General features: G+C 41.6%; 14 protein-coding genes. 9 read left to right on the top strand and 5 right to left on the bottom strand.

Annotated elements, in window-relative coordinates; genetic code table 11:
• The first annotated feature begins 43 nt into the window (after positions 1-43).
• Together B3H30_RS11905 and B3H30_RS11900 are read left to right on the top strand one after the other, a co-directional pair.
• Entirely contained in the window at positions 44-1,210 is a 1,167-nt protein-coding gene (locus tag B3H30_RS11905; RefSeq protein ID WP_286834117.1) for an alpha-hydroxy acid oxidase, read from the top strand.
• 392 nt (positions 1,211-1,602) lie between these two features.
• The gene (locus B3H30_RS11900; protein ID WP_070564348.1) at positions 1,603-2,262 is read left to right on the top strand and encodes a DUF6266 family protein; all 660 of its coding nucleotides are present in this window, start codon (positions 1,603-1,605) and stop codon (positions 2,260-2,262) included.
• Positions 2,263-2,358: 96 nt separating this feature from the next.
• Here the strand turns inward: B3H30_RS11900 and B3H30_RS11895 are convergent, their stop codons facing one another.
• Both B3H30_RS11895 and B3H30_RS11890 read right to left on the bottom strand, forming a co-directional pair.
• The gene (locus B3H30_RS11895; protein ID WP_175441970.1) at positions 2,359-2,529 is read right to left on the bottom strand and encodes a hypothetical protein; all 171 of its coding nucleotides are present in this window, start codon (positions 2,527-2,529) and stop codon (positions 2,359-2,361) included.
• Between the two features lie 92 nt (positions 2,530-2,621).
• The gene (locus B3H30_RS11890) at positions 2,622-4,226 is read right to left on the bottom strand and encodes a fimbrillin family protein (RefSeq protein WP_139144942.1); all 1,605 of its coding nucleotides are present in this window, start codon (positions 4,224-4,226) and stop codon (positions 2,622-2,624) included.
• A gap of 502 nt (positions 4,227-4,728) precedes the next feature.
• Here B3H30_RS11890 and B3H30_RS24865 point away from each other — a divergent pair.
• The 6 genes from B3H30_RS24865 (at position 4,729) to B3H30_RS11865 (ending at position 13,843) form a co-directional block, all read left to right on the top strand.
• Positions 4,729-5,058, top strand: coding sequence for a DUF6660 family protein (locus B3H30_RS24865; RefSeq protein ID WP_368072488.1), 330 nt, complete (start codon positions 4,729-4,731; stop codon positions 5,056-5,058).
• A gap of 152 nt (positions 5,059-5,210) precedes the next feature.
• Positions 5,211-9,533, top strand: a complete 4,323-nt coding sequence (locus tag B3H30_RS11885; RefSeq protein ID WP_286710286.1) for a CusA/CzcA family heavy metal efflux RND transporter — start codon at positions 5,211-5,213, stop codon at positions 9,531-9,533.
• Positions 9,534-9,540: 7 nt separating this feature from the next.
• Complete coding sequence (locus B3H30_RS11880) at positions 9,541-10,851, top strand: efflux RND transporter periplasmic adaptor subunit (protein WP_070564339.1); 1,311 nt, start codon at positions 9,541-9,543, stop codon at positions 10,849-10,851.
• Between the two features lie 34 nt (positions 10,852-10,885).
• Positions 10,886-12,919 (top strand): heavy metal translocating P-type ATPase, encoded by a 2,034-nt coding sequence (locus B3H30_RS11875; protein ID WP_070564336.1) that lies wholly within the window; start codon positions 10,886-10,888, stop codon positions 12,917-12,919.
• Between the two features lie 126 nt (positions 12,920-13,045).
• Entirely contained in the window at positions 13,046-13,444 is a 399-nt protein-coding gene (locus B3H30_RS11870) for a nucleotide excision repair endonuclease (RefSeq protein ID WP_286834115.1), read from the top strand.
• A 96-nt stretch (positions 13,445-13,540) separates the two neighbouring features.
• Positions 13,541-13,843, top strand: a complete 303-nt coding sequence (locus B3H30_RS11865) for a hypothetical protein (protein WP_286834113.1) — start codon at positions 13,541-13,543, stop codon at positions 13,841-13,843.
• Between the two features lie 42 nt (positions 13,844-13,885).
• On the opposite strand, the gene B3H30_RS11860 is transcribed toward B3H30_RS11865, so the two are convergent.
• Positions 13,886-15,484 (bottom strand): sulfatase family protein, encoded by a 1,599-nt coding sequence (locus tag B3H30_RS11860; RefSeq protein ID WP_070564330.1) that lies wholly within the window; start codon positions 15,482-15,484, stop codon positions 13,886-13,888.
• A gap of 170 nt (positions 15,485-15,654) precedes the next feature.
• On the opposite strand from B3H30_RS11860, the gene B3H30_RS11855 reads away from it, so the two are divergent.
• Positions 15,655-16,857: an MFS transporter gene (locus tag B3H30_RS11855; RefSeq protein WP_070564326.1), complete on the top strand. Its 1,203-nt coding sequence runs from the start codon at positions 15,655-15,657 to the stop codon at positions 16,855-16,857.
• 60 nt (positions 16,858-16,917) lie between these two features.
• Here B3H30_RS11855 and B3H30_RS11850 read toward each other — a convergent pair whose 3' ends face one another.
• Complete coding sequence (locus B3H30_RS11850) at positions 16,918-17,718, bottom strand: GNAT family N-acetyltransferase (RefSeq protein ID WP_070564323.1); 801 nt, start codon at positions 17,716-17,718, stop codon at positions 16,918-16,920.
• Positions 17,719-17,725: 7 nt separating this feature from the next.
• Positions 17,726-18,715 carry a GlxA family transcriptional regulator gene (locus tag B3H30_RS11845; protein ID WP_112374766.1) on the bottom strand — a complete coding sequence of 330 codons (990 nt, stop codon included), beginning with the start codon at positions 18,713-18,715 and terminating at the stop codon, positions 17,726-17,728.
• Positions 18,716-18,814 lie beyond the last annotated feature (99 nt).

Genomic DNA, 18,814 nt, shown 5'->3' with positions numbered 1-18,814 from the left:
TTTGGCGCGCAGTTGTAGACTGCTTATAAATAATACATCAATCATGAGCCAGAAATTTATATATAATACCCGTTATCCTTCTGTTGAAGATCTAAAGATTAAAGCGAAGAAAAGGATTCCCAAATTTGCATTTGATTATTTGACCGGAGGAGCCAATGAAGAATTGAACCTTGCCAGAAATGAAAACGATTTTGATAATATTCTGTTGAAGCCTCAATATCTGCTTGCGAGTGAAGAAATAGACCTTTCGGTCGAACTATTCGGTCGCCGTTACAGTGCGCCGTTTGGGGTTTCGCCTATTGGACTTCAGGGATTGATGTGGCCGAATGCGCCAGAGATTCTTGCAAAAGCAGCTGCAAAAAATGATGTTCCTTATATTTTGAGTACTGTATCAACAAGTAGTATTGAACGTATTGCCGAGGTATCTGATGGGAAAGCGTGGTTCCAGCTCTATCATCCGACAGAAAACAGGTTGCGCGATGATATTATTCGACGTCTACAGGCTGTTGAATGTCCCGTATTGGTAGTTTTGGTCGATGTTCCTGCTTTTGGACTTCGTTATCGCGAGATAAAAAGCGGATTGTCTATGCCACCTAAAATGAGTATCGCCAATATCTTGCAAACTTTTGCCTGCCCGACTTGGGGGATAGAAACATTAAGACATGGAATTCCTTCTTTTGCAACATTGAAGCCTTATATGGAAAAAGGTCTTGATTTAGCTCAGCTGGGACAGTTTATGAATAGAACATTTACCGGTAAGGTAGATGTTGAGAAAATTAAAGCTATTCGCGATCTTTGGAAAGGGCCATTGGTGCTTAAAGGGATTGCCACCGACGAAGATATGCAGGCTTCTATCGCATTGGGCGTGGATGGAGTCATTGTCTCAAATCATGGTGGACGACAGCTCGACGCAAGTGAATCTTCGATCAATTCATTGATTCATTTGGCGAGCAACCCAGAATATAAAAATAAGATAAAAATCATGTTAGATGGTGGTATTCGATCGGGAGTTGACCTAGCCCGCGCCCATGCGGTTGGATCAGATTTCAATTTTATGGGAAGACCATTTATGTATGGCGTTGGGACATTGGGCAATGAAGGTGGGGAACATACAATCAATATGTTCAAGACACATTTGTATCAGGTTATGAAGCAATTGAGTCTTTCAAAGATTGAAGATTTGCCGCAACGTCTACAAGCTGTCCTGTAACCATTGTAGCAGCTCGAGTTTTCGATCCAGCGTTGAGGTGGGAATCAGGCTCACCATAGAAAGAAGAGAATGTCTCTTATGTTTGTATGAAGCAAATGTAGGAGACATTTTTTGTTTTATAGTTTGACATAAAAGCTAGTTGGCTTTGATGTAATATGATTAAGTTTTCGATATAGCAAACGGAGATCAATCGGTGGCCAAATTCGCGATTTTAACAGTGCTTGTTCAGTGCTCGTTCAGTGCTTGTTCAGTGCTTGCTCAGTGGAGACTGAATAAACAATGACTAATTACTGTCCAAATATTGAATAAAAATTGTTTTTTCACCTAATTTGGTATGAGTATGTTTCCTTGATAATGTTTATCTTTAATATCTATAACATTATCAAGCAATTATGGCAATCGTTAAAAATGGTGTTAATGGAACTGTTTCCGGGAAAGCAGGTTCTGTTGTATTTGTGTCGACTAAAACAGGAAATTATGTACGATCTCTCCCTCGTGTTAAAAAACGGGAGCCCAGTCCTGAGCAACTGCTCAGTAGAAAACGCTTCAAAATGGTGAGGTCACATATTAGCCAGTTAAAACCGATCATCAATATGGGGTATAAAGCGTACAGCTATCCTAAACGGGCATACGATGTCGCGATGTCTTATAATTTGAAAGAAGCGCTTATCCAGGAAGAAAATGGTTTTTTGATTGACTGGCAGAAATTTATGATTGCCAAAGGAAGCCCCAATCCCATCACTTCCTACACAATGGATTTTGACAAAGAAAACCAAGTACTTCAGGTTACCTGGGAATATGACGCCTATCTGGAGGAAAAGTTCAATACCAGAACTTACGATTCCTTCTTGGTCCTGTATAATGTAGCGGATAACGGGAACGGATATTCACTTGTCATGAACGACTTCAAAGGTAGCTTACTATCTGGCAAACAACATATTGAAATGCCAAAACATAGAAAGGAAGTGACCTATCAGGTGTATATCTTTTTTATCGAGAGTTACGGTGGAGGTAATACAGACAGTCTGCATTTGGGTTCAATAACGATTTGAGTATACATAGTGCTGACACGATCGTGTATTATAATATAGCATAAAAAAGGGCTATCCACATTCGGCTAGCCCCTTTTTATCCACATTGGAAATAGTTTACCAGTCGATATTTCTATTGTCTGTTGAACCTACTTCCCATTGTTCGCTCACTTTACCGCTGTTGGCGTCTTCTGGTCTGGCGTATGCCGAACCGGCGGCGATACCTTGTTCAAGCTCGATCGTGGCTACGCTAATTTGAGGGGCGATGTATGCTAATTTCTTTTCCATAATACCTTTTTTATCCTTGCTGAATTTCTATTGTTATGCTTAGCGTGTATTTAATTTTTAAGATTATTGATCTATTTATTGACTAATAGTGACTACTGACAAGGGATTTTCTTCTTTCCAGCACCTACACCTTTGATAATTGTACGTCCATCAACAAGTTGGGTCACTTTTACGGTGTTGCTTTGTGTTGCACTCCAAGGGAATGTGTTGAAGCTGTTGCCATTAACGAGTTTAAGTTCATATAGAGGACCGCCGGATGTTTTGCTACCAAACATGGTAACCTGGCCAGTTCTGCTGATGACAAGCTTGATCAATGGGGCTGCACTTGTACCTTTCATGTTGTAGACCTGATCAATTCTTTTACCAGTTTCAATATTGTTGCCTGCGTATTTGCTTCCATCAACAAACTGGATGTTTTGAGCAGAAGAGGCACCCACTTCAAATTGAATTTCTTGTTTCGCCAATTTGACACCATTTACTTCCATGTTAAATGCATTGTCCAGTTCGGTAATGTCGAAAACAAAGCCATAGTCTGCCGCTGGGGCAGTGAAATTTCTATCGATTGTCGTTCCATTGGCATAGAATTTTCCATCTTTCATAATACCCGTTTTACCTCCCGATGTAGTTGCCGGATAACTCCAGTCCAGGCCATTGCTGGTTACATTTTGTGTGCAGGTTCTGAAATTGAGTTTCAGATCGTATTTCTGTCCGGGATTGATCTTAACATTTGGAATGGTGATGTTTGTTTTAGTCTCATCATCCAGTGTTAGACTACCGAGCATCAGTGTTCCATTGCTGGTTGCCGGGTGGATTAATAAAGAGGGGTTACTGATCACGGTACGCAGGCCATTTCCTAAAGCCGGGAATTGCGTGGTCACGCCTGCGTTGTTCAAGCCATTGTAGGTTAGTGTTTGGTCTGAGAATTTCAAATTTGCACTACCATGACTAGGTTTTAATACGGCAGTCCCGATTTGAGTAATAGCTCCGGTCATACTTGGATCCATGGTCAATGTTGTGGTGATTTGGCTAAACCGGTGTTTTAATACAACATTTAAGTTATTTACACCACTTTTTAACGTTAATGTGCCCGTGTAATACATCAAATCACCACTTATATTGTCTAAGCTGGCAGTGGACAGTGTATTTTGATTGTTGATACCCGGTAATGCTGTGGTACTATTGATCGAATAGGCAATGAACGTGTAAGATTTTCCAGCGTCAAGAACGATACCTGCAGCAGTAGCTTCCTCACCATAGCTATAAATCTTTTCCGTTACGTAAGCGCCTTGGTTGTCATAGACAACAACTTTATATTTAACGTTTTTGTCCAATGGCTTCTCTTGTGTCTGGACAGCCGCTAGTTTGGGGGTGGACGAAGCGACGAGGCTTTTTGTGATCGCTGAATTGTTTGTTAGGACCACGTCGACAGAACCACCGTTTTCAAGCGGTACTGTCATTTCCTGTACATCAGGTGCATCGATTGATGTGCGTGAAGCTTTTGCAGATGCTTGCTTTTGAACAGCATTGTTGTCCGTTTCAGTGTAAGCTTCTACACCCGAAAGATTGACTTTAACGACAGTTTCTCCTGTCAATGCGGTGTTTTCTCCACTTTTGTTACAGGAGTAGAGACTAAGTGCGAAAGCACTGCAACCCAGCATGAACAGGTTAGTCAGTCGGTGATGGGGGATTAGATTCATGTTAATTGACATTTTGTTTTGTTATTGATTTTTTGATTTAGTTATTGATTTATTTGTTGTACTGTTTTTGCAGGTGTATGCCTGTTTATGTTTGAAATGTGGTATACGATTGCTTTTTTTGTTGCTATTATTTTTTATCGATGCAATTATATAAATAGCATTTTACTTAATATGACGTATTTGTATTATCTTATTTTTCTTGTAGAGAAATATCTACAATACAATTATTTGCTGCTTTAAAGCTGTTTAAACATGTTTTATGCTGTTTTTCTGTTAATTACAATTCGTTTTATTTGAATAATAATTTACTTGTAATTAATATTAGTATCGAGTGATTGTTCTTTGTTGGGTTATGCGGTTTTGTGTGGATTTAAGGTTAAGAAAAGCGTTCGATAGAGGGCAACTGTTCCATTGTTTTTTAGGAAGAATAGGATGTGATGATCGCAATAGATTTCTGAGACTAAGCGGAGATTTTAATTTATTTTTTTAAATTTGTGCATTCATGAGGTTAATTGTTTTCATATTGATAGCATATATTATGGGACTTTCTTTTGTTCCCTGCAGTGATTCTACCAATCGCTGCGAGCAGACTGCTATGGAAAGACAATTAAACCAAACTCATAAACATAATGATGACGCGTCCGATGCTTGTTCGATTTTCTGCTATTGCAATTGTTGTAGTGGAAATATAACGGCTTATGCGTATCAATTTCCGCAAATAGATGGTGTCCCGGTTTCAATTTATTTTGATAATCGTAATCCTGTCCTCAATACAGCGATTGTTTCCAGTTATTTTGGGAGCATCTGGCAGCCGCCAAAGGTTAATGCTTAATTTTTCGTAAAAATTCTAGAAACAAATCTGATAGAGCATGCTATGCTGTTCTTTATTCAGCTTTGTGCTCGGAATACGCTTGTTGTATGGTATTACGACAAAAGATGAGCTATTCTAACGAGCTATTATTTAAGCATTAATCACGTATAATTGTGTTAGATCATATTATAAAATTTAGCATTAAGAACAAGATCATTATCGGTTTAATGACCTTGTTGCTTATCATATGGGGGGCATGGAGTGCAACGAAACTGCCAATCGATGCCGTTCCCGATATTACCAATAATCAAGTACAGATCTTTACCTCTTGTCCAACGCTTGCCGGGCAGGAAGTGGAACAATTGGTTACTTTTCCAATTGAACAAAGTATTGCAACTGTACCCAAAATTGAGGAGATCAGGAGTATTTCGCGCTTTGGACTTTCTGTCATTACTGTTGTTTTTGACGATGATGTAGATATCTATTTTGCCCGTCAGCTGATTGGTGAGCGTTTAAAAGAAGCGGTGGATCAGATTCCACAAGGTATTGGTAAACCTGAGCTGGCTCCAGTGAGTACTGGACTGGGAGAAGTATATCAATATATTATACATCCCAAAAAGGGAAGCGAAAAGAAATACAACGCAAAAGATTTGCGCACCATGCAAGATTGGATTGTTGCCCGTCAGCTCTATGGCACATCTGGAATTGCCGAGGTCAATAGTTTCGGTGGTGAGCTCAAACAATATGAAGTAGCTGTTGATCCGAATAGACTTAAGGCGATGAATATCACCATTCCAGAGCTATTTACTGCCCTGGAGAAAAACAATCAAAATACAGGTGGTGCCTATATTGATAAAAAACCGAATGCCTACTTTATTCGGGGAATTGGGCTGGCGACCTCCTTGGAAGATGTCAGAAATATTGCCATCCGAAAATCTGGAGCAATACCGATTTATGTTAAAGATGTTGCGGATGTACGTTTTGGTCATGCTGTGCGCTATGGTGCCTTGACATACAATGGTGAGGTTGATGCTGTGGGAGGTGTCGTCATGATGCTAAAGGGTGAAAACAGCAAAGAGGTGGTCAACCGCGTGAAAGAAAAACTACCGACTATTCAAAAGTCGCTACCTGACGATGTGGTTATAGAGCCTTATTTGGATCGGACAGACCTCGTTGGGCGTGCGATAAGTACCGTTGAAAAAAATCTGATTGAAGGTGCCCTGATCGTCATTTTTGTCCTGGTCTTATTTCTTGGGAACTTGCGTGCAGGTCTTATCGTTGCGTCGGCGATTCCACTGGCGCTGCTGTTTGCACTTGGACTGATGAACGTCTTCGGCGTAAGCGCCAATTTAATGAGTTTGGGCGCGATAGATTTCGGTTTGATTGTAGACGGAGCCGTCATTGTGGTGGAAGCTACACTACACCATTTAGGCTTACGAAAGTCTACCGAGAAATTGACCCAGGCCGAAATGGACCATGAGGTATTTGAGTCTGCTTCAAAGATTCGTACCAGTGCAGCCTTTGGTGAGATTATTATTCTTATTGTCTATATTCCAATTTTAACATTAGTGGGTGTTGAAGGGAAAATGTTTCGTCCAATGGCACAAACAGTTGGGTTTGCTATTTTCGGCGCATTGATTCTCTCGTTAACCTATATCCCCATGATGTGCGCTCTGTTCCTACCGAAAAAACACAGCGACAAGAAAACGTTGAGCGACCGGATGATTGCGGGACTGCAACGTATTTATGAGCCTTTATTACAAAAAGCCATTCGGTTTAAATACCTAATCGTGAGTTTAACCGTTGCCATTTTTGCTTTGTCGGCCTTCTTTTTTAAGAATATGGGAGGCGAATTTATTCCACAATTGCAGGAAGGTGATTATGCATTCCATTGCATACTTCCCCAGGGAAGCTCACTTTCGCAAAGTATCGAAACCTCGATGCAGGCATCCCGGATTATCAAAGAGTTCGATGAGGTGAAGATGGTTGTCGGTAAAACAGGAGCTGCTGAGGTACCAACAGACCCTATGCCACCGGAAGCGACAGATATTATGGTGGTATTGAAGCCTCAAAAAGAGTGGAAGTCGGGCCGTTCTTATGAAGAACTGGGGAGCGCTATTCTGGAGAAACTAGAAGTAATTCCGGGTGTCTTCTTCGAAAAAAACCAACCTATTCAAATGCGTTTTAATGAACTAATGACGGGTATCCGTCAGGATGTTGCTGTAAAGATCTTCGGTGAAAACATCGATTCGCTGGCCGCTTACGCCAATGTGGTTGCCGCGCAGATTCAATCCGTTCAAGGGGCGACTTCGCCACAAGTGGAGCGTGTATCCGGCCTCCCACAAATCAATATCGTTTATGACCGCACCCGTATTGCAAATTATGGCTTGACGATTCAGGACGTCAATGACGTGGTGAGTACTGCTTTTGCCGGTCGAAGCACGGGACAGATCTATGAAAATGAACGTCGCTTTGATTTGGTCGTCCGGTTAGATACAACGCATCGAAACAGCATTGATGATGTGCGTAATCTGATGATTCCTACAGATACGGGTACGCAGATTCCGCTTTCTCAGGTCGCTGCCATTGATTATAAATTGGGGCCGGCCCAGATCAGCCGCGAAGCGGGTAAACGAAGAATTGTGATTGGATTTAATGTGGCCGGGCGTGATGTTCAAACCGTCGTAAAAGATATCCAACAACAATTGGCTGCAAATGTAAAACTTCCTGCAGGGTATTATTTCACCTATGGGGGGCAGTTTGAGAATTTACAGAAGGCGAGCTCACGCTTGTTGATTGCTGTGCCAGTTTCCTTATTGCTTATTTTTATGCTGTTGTATTTCACGTTTCATTCCTTTAAGCAGGCGACGCTTATTTTTACTGCAATTCCAATGAGTGCTATCGGGGGTGTATTTGCGTTGATGTTGCGCGGCATGCCTTTCAGTATTAGTGCCGGTATCGGTTTTATTGCCTTGTTTGGCGTAGCCGTACTCAATGGTATCGTTTTAATTGGGACATTCAATCAGTTGAAAAAAGAGGGTGTCGATGATATTTTTCAACGCGTTAAAGAAGGTACGTTGACTCGTCTGCGTCCAGTACTCATGACTGCGACCGTGGCTTCACTGGGCTTTTTACCGATGGCAATAAGTACAAGTGCCGGCGCTGAAGTTCAGAAACCTTTGGCAACGGTTGTTATTGGCGGATTGGTAACGGCAACTTTCCTGACCTTGTTTGTGCTACCCTTATTGTATATAATTTTTAATTCTAAATTGAATATGAAACGAAGTAGAGGTGCTAAGACCATCGTCACAATACTTGCTTTCCTATTTATGGCTTTGGGATCTCAGGTGTTTGGACAGGAGCGCATTTCTGTCACAGAAGCTGTAGAAACTGCGCTGAAGAACAATCGTCAGTTTCAGATCAACCAGGCTGAAATCGTGGGCGCTGGTTTCAATGTTAAGACGGCGACTGAAATTCCCAAGACCGGGATTTTTGCAGAAAATGAAGATTACCGTCCTACGGATAAGGCCGGCTTATTGAAAATTGGTATAACGCAAAGTATTGCCTGGCCTGGACTCTACACTGCGCGTAAGGCGTATTTTAAAGAACAACTAAAATATGTGAACCTAAATACAGATGTATTGAAAACTGCGATTACCAAAGACGTGAGGACAGCCTATTTTCAGCTCTGGTATCTTCAGGATCGCCAAAAACTGTATATGGAGTTGGATAGTATCTATACCGCCATGTTCAAAGCAACTGAACTTCGCTTTAGAACAGGTGACGTAGCTGCGCTGGATAAGATTGCGGCTGAAGCAAAGCTGAAAGAGCTGCAGGCACAACTTGTTCAAAACAAAAAGGATATCATTATTCAGCAACAGCAATTGATGATGTTGTTAGACCGTAATGAGTGGATGCTCCCATTGGATCAATCCTTGGAGAAGATTGTCGTGGACGCAAGTCCATCAGATGAAACGGCGCATCCTTTACTGGTTTTACAGCAGCAAAATGTAAATATCGCTTCATCAAACATCAGTGTTCAGAAAAATACCAATAAGCCTGAGTTCTCGGGTCGATTTTTCTCCCAACGTGTTTGGGGAGCCAAAGATCCATTATCGGGATTCTCGGTCTCCGCATCCTTCCCGGTCTTTAGCTTGGGCGCCTATAAAAGTAAAGTGAAGGTTGCCAACGCTGAAATGGAAGTTCAACAGCGTAAGTTGGAATATGATACGCAGGTATTCCAGACAAATAAAGGAAATGCACTTGCTGAAATTGACAAGAATAGTGCATTGCTGCAATTTTATGAGTCTTCGGGGTTAAAACAAGCTGATGCAATTATTAAAGCAGCTAGTTTGGGTTATAGAACAGGGGAGATCAATTTTGCTGAATTAAGCCAATTTTTAAGTCAGGCCATTGGCATTCGCCAGAATTATTTAGAAGTCCTCAATCAGTATAATCAATCAGCAATTCAATATAATTACTTCAATAACAAATAAGGCAACAATGAAAGTTTTCATAAAGATATTTATCGTATGTGTAGCCGTTACTGTTTTTTACGGTTGCGGTTCTAATGAGTCGGAGCGTAAAGGTCAACCGGAAGAAAAGGAAGTACCCAAAGCCGAAGCGGAGCATGAGGAAGGGCCGGTTACGGTGGCGGCATTGAGTGCTGCACAAATAAAGGCTGTGGGAATCGTTTTTGGAGGGATTGAAGAGAAGGAACTAACAGCTACCATTAAGGCTAATGGACTTTTGAGTGTACCCAATAACAATAAAGCGAATGCGACGGCGCTTTATGGTGGTGTTGTAAAGACATTGAATGTGCAGCTGGGGGACAATGTGCGTAAGGGGCAGGTGATCGCTACGATTACCAACCCCCAGTTTGTACAATTGCAGGAGGAATATGTATCCCTGGCAAGTAAGATTACCTTGGCCGAACAAGAAATGGCAAGGCAACAGGAACTCAATGAAGGCAATGCAGGCGCACGGAAAAATCTGCAGGCCGCAACAGCAGACTTCAACAGTTTAAGGGCCCGAAAGGCTTCTTTGCAACAACAGATCCAATTGATGGGTATTAACCCCAATAGCGTGAATCTGTCTAATATGCGAACTTCACTGGCCGTAACAAGCCCTATCAATGGAACAGTTAGTAATGTTTTTGCGAAAATAGGGAGTTATGTGGATGTCTCTTCTCCGGTGATCGAGATTGTTGACAATAGTCTGTTGCATTTGGATCTGCAGGTATTTGAAAAGGATCTACCTTTGGTTAAAGTCGGACAGCTCATCAACTTTCAGCTGACCAACAATCCGGATAAGACCTATACCGCTAAAGTTTTTACAATTGGATCTTCATTTGAAAATGACAGCAAGACCATCGCTGTACACAGTACGGTTGTGGGCAGCAAAGTGGGGTTGATTGATGGGATGAACATTACGGGTATGATCGGTGTCAAAAATGTGCGGACTCCGGCTGTTCCGAATGACGCAATCGTGGAGGCTGACGGCAAGTATTATATTTTTGTGGAGACCAACAAGAAACCGGAAGAGCATGAGGAGGGGCATGACGATCACGGGCATGCGCACGATGAAGGTGAAGCAAAACATGCACATAAAAATGAGCAAGAAGCCGGGCAGCATGGAGAAGAACAGGCTAAAAACATCAATTTTGAAAAAATTGAGATTCAAAAAGGCGTATCTGCTTTGGGATATACTGCGATTACCCCGGTTACAGAAGTGCCTGCTGGAACAAAAATTGTTGTGAAGGGTGCTTTTTTTATCAATGCCAAAATGAGCAATACAGGTGGGCACGAACATTAATTGACCGTATTTGTTAACATAATCAAAGCAAGTGATGGAACATAAACATCGTTATGATGCACAAGGCAGGCAGCTTTGTTGTACACAGACAGAAAAAATATATAATGAGGCTGGAGCTGAGGATCTTATTGGGAAAGCTCCGGCTTCCAGCCAAGGTCATGACCATAGCCATGATGAGGACGGTCACGATCACTCGACGGCAGGGGCCAGTCAGATGCAGTTATTTCTACCTGCGCTAATTTCTTTTATCTTACTCATTGCTGCTATAGCCATGGATAATTGGATTGCACAATCCTGGTTTAAGGATTGGGTCCGTACAGGCTGGTACATATTAGCTTATCTACCGGTTGGGTTTCCTGTTATCAGGGATGCTTTAAAGAGTATAGCCAAAGGGGAAATCTTTTCGGAGTTTTTGTTAATGAGTATTGCTACCATAGGCGCTTTTGGGATCAAAGAATACCCCGAGGCTGTAGCGGTAATGTTGTTTTACGCCGTAGGAGAGGTGTTTCAGACCTTGGCGGTAAGTAGGGCTAAAAGTAATATTAAGGCTCTACTGGATCAGCGTCCGGATGAGGTGACCATTTTGGAGAATGGAAAGAGCAAAGTGATCAAAGCTGCCGATGCAGGTATTGGAGCAATAATTCAGCTGAAACCTGGTGAAAAGCTTGGGCTTGATGGTGAATTGTTGTCTGAGCAAGGTGCATTTAATACAGCTGCGCTGACTGGCGAGAGCAAGCCAGATACAAAGATGAAGGGTGATGTTGTACTGGCTGGAATGATTAATATGAACACCGTGAGCCTAATTCAAGTGACAACAGCATATCAGGACAGCAAGTTGAGCAAAATCCTCGAGCTCGTACAGAACGCAACGGCTCAAAAAGCACCCACAGAGCTGTTTATTCGCAAATTTGCTAAGATTTATACCCCAATTGTCGTGTTTTTGGCCATTGGAATTTGTCTCCTGCCTTACTTGTTTGTGGATCAATATGTATTTAGCGAATGGTTGTATAGGGCTCTCGTGTTTTTAGTGATCTCTTGCCCCTGTGCACTCGTCATTTCAATTCCTTTGGGGTATTTTGGTGGAATTGGTGCTGCAAGTAGAAATGGTATACTTTTTAAAGGCAGTAATTTTTTGGATGCGATGGCAGCTATCCGCCATGTCGTGATGGATAAAACCGGAACAATGACTGCCGGCGTTTTTAAAGTGCAGGAAATTAAGCTACAGGCCGGTTACGACGAAGCAAGGATTTTAAAGCTCGTCAATAAAATAGAGAGCCACAGTAGCCATCCAGTTGCAACAGCGATTAGAGAATATGTCGGTCCGATCGATGAGTCTGTCGATCTCAATACCATAGAAGAAATCCCTGGACATGGACTAAAAGCTATGGCTGATGGCAAAGTGTTGCTGGTGGGCAACTTTAAATTGCTGGACAAATTTAATGTAGTCTATGATATCGATCCCAATAGTATCGTATATACGACCATCGCGATCGCTTTAGATGGTAAATTTGTAGGATTCATGACCATTGCTGATAGCATCAAAGCGGATGCTGCGCTTACCATACAGCTACTGCATAAACTCGGTGTAAAAGCCACAATGCTGAGCGGGGACAAGACGACTGTTGTCGCCTATGTTGCCAAGGAACTTGGAATAGATCAGGCCTATGGCGATCTGCTGCCGGAAGATAAAGTGAATAAAGTCAGGGAAATAAAGGGACTAAACGAATCTGTTGCTTTTGTGGGGGATGGCGTTAATGATGCTCCGGTTGTCGCACTGAGCGATGTTGGAATAGCGATGGGGGGACTGGGCAGTGATGCGACGATCGAGACGGCAGATGTCGTGATACAAGATGATAAACCTTCGAAAATTCCAATGGCGATTCGCATTGGAAAAGAGACGAAAAAAGTCGTTTATCAGAATATAGGCCTTGCCTTCATAGTTAAGGGGATCGTGTTGATTCTTGGCGCTGGGGGATTGGCAACGATGTGGGAGGCAGTCTTTGCCGATGTTGGCGTATCGTTGATTGCGATATTGAATGCCATAAGAATTCAGAAAATGAAATTTTGACATTTAGCATCAAGTTGCACCCGCCCTTTTCATTGGATGAAATGAAGGGTGGGTGTATGCCTATTTTTATTAGCCATCATCTAAAACACTAAATATATTAGTATATTTGGGCGTGATTTTTATGTAATGACGAAAGAGCAAATTGCCGGATTGCTTGAAGGAGTACCTTCAGCAGTTGGCGTATATTATATTTATGATAAGCATGATGCGCTAATTTATGTGGGCAAGAGTATCGATATTAGAAATAGGTTATTGCAGCATTTTAGAAGTACAGATTTTAAGGAACGTAAAATCCAAGGAGCAGCCTGCAGAGTTGGATTTGAACTGACCGGTCATGAATTACTTGCGTTATTGTATGAATCTGACCTGATCAAAAAACACCAACCCTACTACAATCGAGCGCAGCGTCGAACTTACTATGGATTTGGCCTTTATCTGGCTGTGAATCCGTCAGGTTATCAAGTCTTGCAGGTTGAGACACTTGATCCCGAACGTGAAGAGTTAATGACTTTTTCGAGTTACTAGGAGGGGCGGGAGCAATTATTTCATATAGTGGAAGCTTATCAGCTGTGTCAAAAAATAAACAAGTTACAGACGTATACGAAACATTGTTTTCAGTATATGTTGAAGACCTGCAAGGGGGCTTGTATTGCGCAGGAGCTTCCAGAAGACTATAATCGAAGAGTGCAGGAATTTGTCGTCTCTTCGGAGCTTCCGCTGGGCGAAATATTTTTGGAATTTTTAGGGCGTAATCCCAATGAAAAGGGCCTTGTTTACTTGTTGGACGGTCGGTATAAAGGATTTGGCTACTGCAATAAGCGTGTTTCTAGCGAAAAGAAAAAGCGAGAAGCCATCGTCTTCAAGGCCGAGAACAGAGATGTTAGACGTATTTTGAGACGCTATTTCAAACTCAACCCTGTTTAAATTTTTAACAACACTGATTTACTGGCTTGATACACCAGTAAATCAGTGTTTCACCTTTGGTAAAAACTTTTTGTCGTTCTCATCGGAATCTTTATAGTAGGCTCGCGCTTCGTCCAGTTTATGATGCATTTCTTCACGTACGTTGTGGTATCCTTGTACATGGTATACATTCTGCATTTCCTGTGGATCTTTTTCTAGATCGTATAATTCCCACTCATCTTTGTCATAATAGAAATGGATCAGTTTGTACCTTTCGGTACGAATTCCATAATGTCGTTTTACCATGTGAATGGAAGGATACTCATAATAGGTGTAATATACGGCATCGCGCCATTGCTTTTCTTTTCCATTGAGTAGGCCACGAAAAGATTTTCCCTGCATATCTTTCGGGATTGCAAGTCCTGCATAATCTAGGATTGTTGGGGCAAAATCGAGATTCTGGACAAGTGCTTTTGAGGATTGGCCAGCTTTAATTTCTGCTGGATAGCGGATCAATAAGGGAGTTCGAAGCGATTCCTCATACATAAAACGTTTATCAAACCAACCATGTTCACCTAGATAGAATCCTTGGTCTGAGGTATAAATGACAATGGTATTTTCGTCAAGTCTATTATCTTTCAGAAATTCCAATAGGCGTCCAACACCATCGTCTACCGCTGCAACGGTACCCAGGTAATCTTGCATATAGCGTTGATATCGCCAGCGCATCAGGTCTTCTTTGGACATGCTGGGATATTTTATCTTAAAATCTGCCATAATTGGGTTGTATATTGAATCCCATGTTGCACGTTGTGCTGCGGTCATTCTTCCTAAGTTTCCATTAAAGGCAGCTTTATCCCAAGATAGATATTCTTTTAGTCCCAATTCATCCATTAGCGTAGGCGGTATCTTATTGTCACCAGCCCAGTTCATGTGTTTAAGGATATTCATTTCCGCGGTTTTTGCGGCGGTTCCTCTTCCTTCGTAGGTGTCGAATAGATTGTCCGGTTCTTTATAGGTTTTTGATGTATATTGTTGAATATGCCGTAAAGCAGGTAGCCATTCTCGGTGTGGCGCTTTTTGATGATAAAGCACACAGAATGGTTTACTAGTATCTCTTTTAGCGATCCAATCTAAGGTCATATCGGTGGTGAGATCCGATACATAGCCTGGCATTTGTTGTTTCACACCATTGATAATGAAGTTAGGATTATAATATTCGCCCTGGTCGATAAGTACCGCGGAGTAGTTGAATCCTTGTGGCAATCCATCCATGTGGATTTTACCAATTAATGCTGTTTGGTACCCATTTTTTTGAAGAATCTTGGCAAAGTTGTCCTGATTCCAGTCGAATTTTGCCTCATTATCAATTTTCCCATTCATATAACTGTGCTTTCCCGTTAAAAGTACAGCCCGACTGGGCGCACATAATGAATTTGTCACGGTCGCACGTGTGAAAATGGCACCTTCCTTTGCTAATCTGTCAATATTGGGTGTTTCATTTAATCCGTAACCATAAGCGCTGATCGCTTGATAACCATGGTCATCACTCATGATATATACAATATTTGGATGCTTTTTTGTCTGCTCTTTTTGTGCCAATGCCCAAAAAGGTACACATGCGTACAAGGTGAACGTAAGAATATAATGATGCAATTTCATGGTTAAGGTTTGTATGTGTTGCGACGATCGTTTTTACCACAAGCTAATATAGCTGTTTTCATTGAGACAAAGATGATGCTATTAGTTTAATGATACCTTTTACTATTTAAATGATTTGTTTATTTTATTATTCTAATAGAAATTTGCAGTATTGATAATTTTACTTATATATGAAGAAGAGTTTATCAGCACTTGCACTAGGGGGATTAGGGATAGGTATTACCGAATTTAGTATGATGGGGATGTTACCGGACGTTGCCCAAAGCCTGCAAGTTTCAATTCCGGAAGCTGGTTATCTCATTACCGCTTATGCTTTGGGTGTTGTTATTGGTGCTCCACTATTGGTAGTTGCTATGAATCGGTTGTCGCCCCTTAAAACCCTGATTACCCTCATGGGATTATTTACCCTGTTTAATGGATTATCTGTGATTGCTCCAGACTACGGTCTTTTGCTGGTGTCGCGTTTTATTTCAGGATTGCCGCATGGTGCTTTCTTCGGTGTAGGGTCTGTCATTGCTAGTCGATTGGCCGATCCTGGGAAAGAAGCGCAGGCGGTAGCGACGATGTATTCGGGATTGACCGTTGCCAATTTATTTGGGGTTCCATTGGGTACCTATATAGGGCATCATTTTTCATGGCGTTATACTTTCTTATTGATTGTTGTCGTCGGTATTTTGACCATGTTAGCCTTAAAGTTGTGGATGCCTAAAATGAAAGCAGCACCTAAAAATAATCCCTGGAAGGACTTTGGCATTTTTCGCAATGTGAATGTCTGGTTTATGGTTTTATTATTTTCAGTGGCCCAAGGGGCGTTGTTTGCCTGGATAAGTTATATTGCTCCGCTGATGACTGAAGTGTCTGGGATTGCTGATAAATACCTGCCGTATATTATGGTGTTGGCTGGATTGGGTATGTTTGTGGGGAATTTGATCGGCGGGAAGTTGACGGATACTTTTTCGCCAACAAAGGTGGTCGTAGCCGTATTGGTGGTTCAGATTTTATGTATGCTGGCTATTTATGGCCTGTCCGACAACGTTGGGATATCCTTGGTGATGACTTTTTTAACCGGAGTCACTACTTTTGCGCTTGTACCTTCGTTAACCCTATTATTGCTTAATTCGGTAAAGAGTGATGCTGAAATGTTGGTTGCTTCTCTGGGGCCTGCATGTTTTAATATTGCGAATGCGTTGGGTGCTTTTTTAGGTGGTGTGCCTATTAATCAAGGCTATGGTTACACTTCTCCAGCTTTGGTTGGTGCGGTAATGGCGGCATTAGGGATAGTCATTTCTTTATGTTACATCCAACGAAGCAAAAAGCAGCCGACTATGGATAACAAAGAAGTTCTTGAGGATGCCGTTGGTCAACTTTCATAACCCTTCATGTCGTCTTGAAATTTGTTGTCGGTCCTAAGAAAATAGCGAATAGAATTGATGTTAACCAATATTTCCACCAATTCTATTGAAGATAGACTTAAATTGAACATCGATATTTTCCCCCAGGTACATGCGCTTGGCCCGGCGTTTTATAGGATTTCGTTGGTTCAATAGGAAGGAAACTGTGGTTGTATTCTCTTGAGGTAGTACAATTTTGGAATTTTGCCTTAAATAGAGTTTTAACAAAGCCATTCCGGCGGATTGTTTATTGGCGACAATAAGACCTTCTCCCAAAGTGGGAAGATAATAGCCGCGGACAGTTTCGTTCTCCACATAGACAAAGCCAGCCGTGAAATGTGGTTCTATTTCGAACCGTCTATTTTCGGCAGCAGTTTTCTGGTCGAGTGCCAAAAGTTGCTCGCTATAACGGGATTGATAGTGCTGTATGCTGTGGTCCGGTTCTTCAAGCTGAGTGATCTGTATATCCTCAAAGAAAAGATAGGAAGAAGATTCCTTAAAGCCGAGTTTTGTGTAAACTGGTGCGCCCATATCCGTTGCAATGAGTTGGATGCTCTTGCATTTTTTGCTATTTGCTATACGAATAAGTTCTTGGGTGATGTGTTTCCCATAGCCTTTTCCTCTTTCATCGGCAGAAACGATAATATGTCCCAACCAGGCTACGTTACTATGGATAATGGTCGTACCTATGGCGACAATTTTCTGATCGACCAGGAGTTTTATGGGAAAACAAAAAGGGCTTTCTATATAGTGTTGTATTTTGATCGTGATATTGCCCCATCCTTCCGGACTTAGCGTTGTAATTATGGGAAGATCGGAAAACTGAATAGGATCAAAATTCATGTAGCCTCTATTTTATTGCGGTTTTATTGTACTTGTTTTTATATTCAAGGGGGGATAGTCCCGTAAACCGGCGGAATATTTCACGAAAAGCCTTTACGTCAGTATACCCAATAGCGTACATTACTTCATTTACCGTTTTCCGCGAGCTTTCCAATTCCTTTTTTGCCGATTCCACTTTTATCCGTTGAAGATATTCCACAGGTGTATTACCTGTCGCTTTAATAAATCTACGGTCGAAATTCCGGCGTCCGACGGTGAATTTTTCAGATAACTTCTCCATGGAGATTTTTTCTGAGAAGTTATTCTCGAGATAGTCCTGTGCACGCATGACCATTTCATCGCCATGTGACTTTTGACCATTAAAGATCATAAAATCGGATTGCGTTTGTCTGGCAATATCAATTTGAAATATTTTGGAGCAATAAATCGCTGTCTGTCTGTCGTAAAACTTTTCAACCAGGTAAAGGAGGAGGTTGAGGAAGGAATAACCGCCACCATTGGTATAGATTCCCTGCTCATCGGTAATAATTTGTTCAGTTTTTAAGTTGACTTTGGGGAAGAGCTTATGGAAGTTTGCTGCTGATTTCCAATGGATAGAGCAGCTTTTGTTATCTAAAAGTCCCGTGGATGCGAGCAGATATGCACCGGTACACATGCTTGCTACATTTGCTCCTTTGGCATGATGGTGTAATATCCATTCTGAAAGAACGCTATTCCCAGCTTCTATTGCAGTAAAATTGGAAATGACAGCGGGTACAATAATGAGGTCTGTTTTTTGAATTGCAGTGATATCTTTCTGTGGCATGACCGTTAATAATCCATTGACAAAGTTACTCTGTTTAGAAACTCCTGCTAATTCTATAATAAATATAGGCTCCCTGTTCAGTTGATCGTAATAGCGGTTCGCTTCGGTGAATACATGGTATGTTCCAATAATGCACGATATGGTATTAGGGCCTGTCTGACTGTTTGGAACTAAGATCGTTAGGTGTTTCATGTTGAAAGTTTATAAGATTGAATAAACGATAGTACGCTTATTTGATACTATTCAAATATACCGAAACGACTTGTCTAAATCAACCGCTGAGAATGTCTA

Origin of the sequence: Sphingobacterium sp. UBA7038 (genome assembly GCF_002494055.1) — a bacterium.
GTDB lineage: Bacteria > Bacteroidota > Bacteroidia > Sphingobacteriales > Sphingobacteriaceae > Sphingobacterium > Sphingobacterium multivorum.
Note: the sequence above shows the minus strand (reverse complement) of the source record. Positions and strands in the feature narration are given on the sequence as shown.

Coding starts and splice junctions, on each gene's coding strand:
- B3H30_RS11905 (WP_286834117.1), top strand. CDS start 44: ATGAGCCAGAAATTTATATATAATACCCGTTATCCTTCTGTTGAAGAT.
- B3H30_RS11900 (WP_070564348.1), top strand. CDS start 1,603: ATGGCAATCGTTAAAAATGGTGTTAATGGAACTGTTTCCGGGAAAGCA.
- B3H30_RS11895 (WP_175441970.1), bottom strand. CDS start 2,529: ATGGAAAAGAAATTAGCATACATCGCCCCTCAAATTAGCGTAGCCACG.
- B3H30_RS11890 (WP_139144942.1), bottom strand. CDS start 4,226: ATGAATCTAATCCCCCATCACCGACTGACTAACCTGTTCATGCTGGGT.
- B3H30_RS24865 (WP_368072488.1), top strand. CDS start 4,729: ATGAGGTTAATTGTTTTCATATTGATAGCATATATTATGGGACTTTCT.
- B3H30_RS11880 (WP_070564339.1), top strand. CDS start 9,541: ATGAAAGTTTTCATAAAGATATTTATCGTATGTGTAGCCGTTACTGTT.
- B3H30_RS11875 (WP_070564336.1), top strand. CDS start 10,886: ATGGAACATAAACATCGTTATGATGCACAAGGCAGGCAGCTTTGTTGT.
- B3H30_RS11870 (WP_286834115.1), top strand. CDS start 13,046: ATGACGAAAGAGCAAATTGCCGGATTGCTTGAAGGAGTACCTTCAGCA.
- B3H30_RS11865 (WP_286834113.1), top strand. CDS start 13,541: ATGTTGAAGACCTGCAAGGGGGCTTGTATTGCGCAGGAGCTTCCAGAA.
- B3H30_RS11860 (WP_070564330.1), bottom strand. CDS start 15,484: ATGAAATTGCATCATTATATTCTTACGTTCACCTTGTACGCATGTGTA.
- B3H30_RS11855 (WP_070564326.1), top strand. CDS start 15,655: ATGAAGAAGAGTTTATCAGCACTTGCACTAGGGGGATTAGGGATAGGT.
- B3H30_RS11850 (WP_070564323.1), bottom strand. CDS start 17,718: ATGAATTTTGATCCTATTCAGTTTTCCGATCTTCCCATAATTACAACG.
- B3H30_RS11845 (WP_112374766.1), bottom strand. CDS start 18,715: ATGAAACACCTAACGATCTTAGTTCCAAACAGTCAGACAGGCCCTAAT.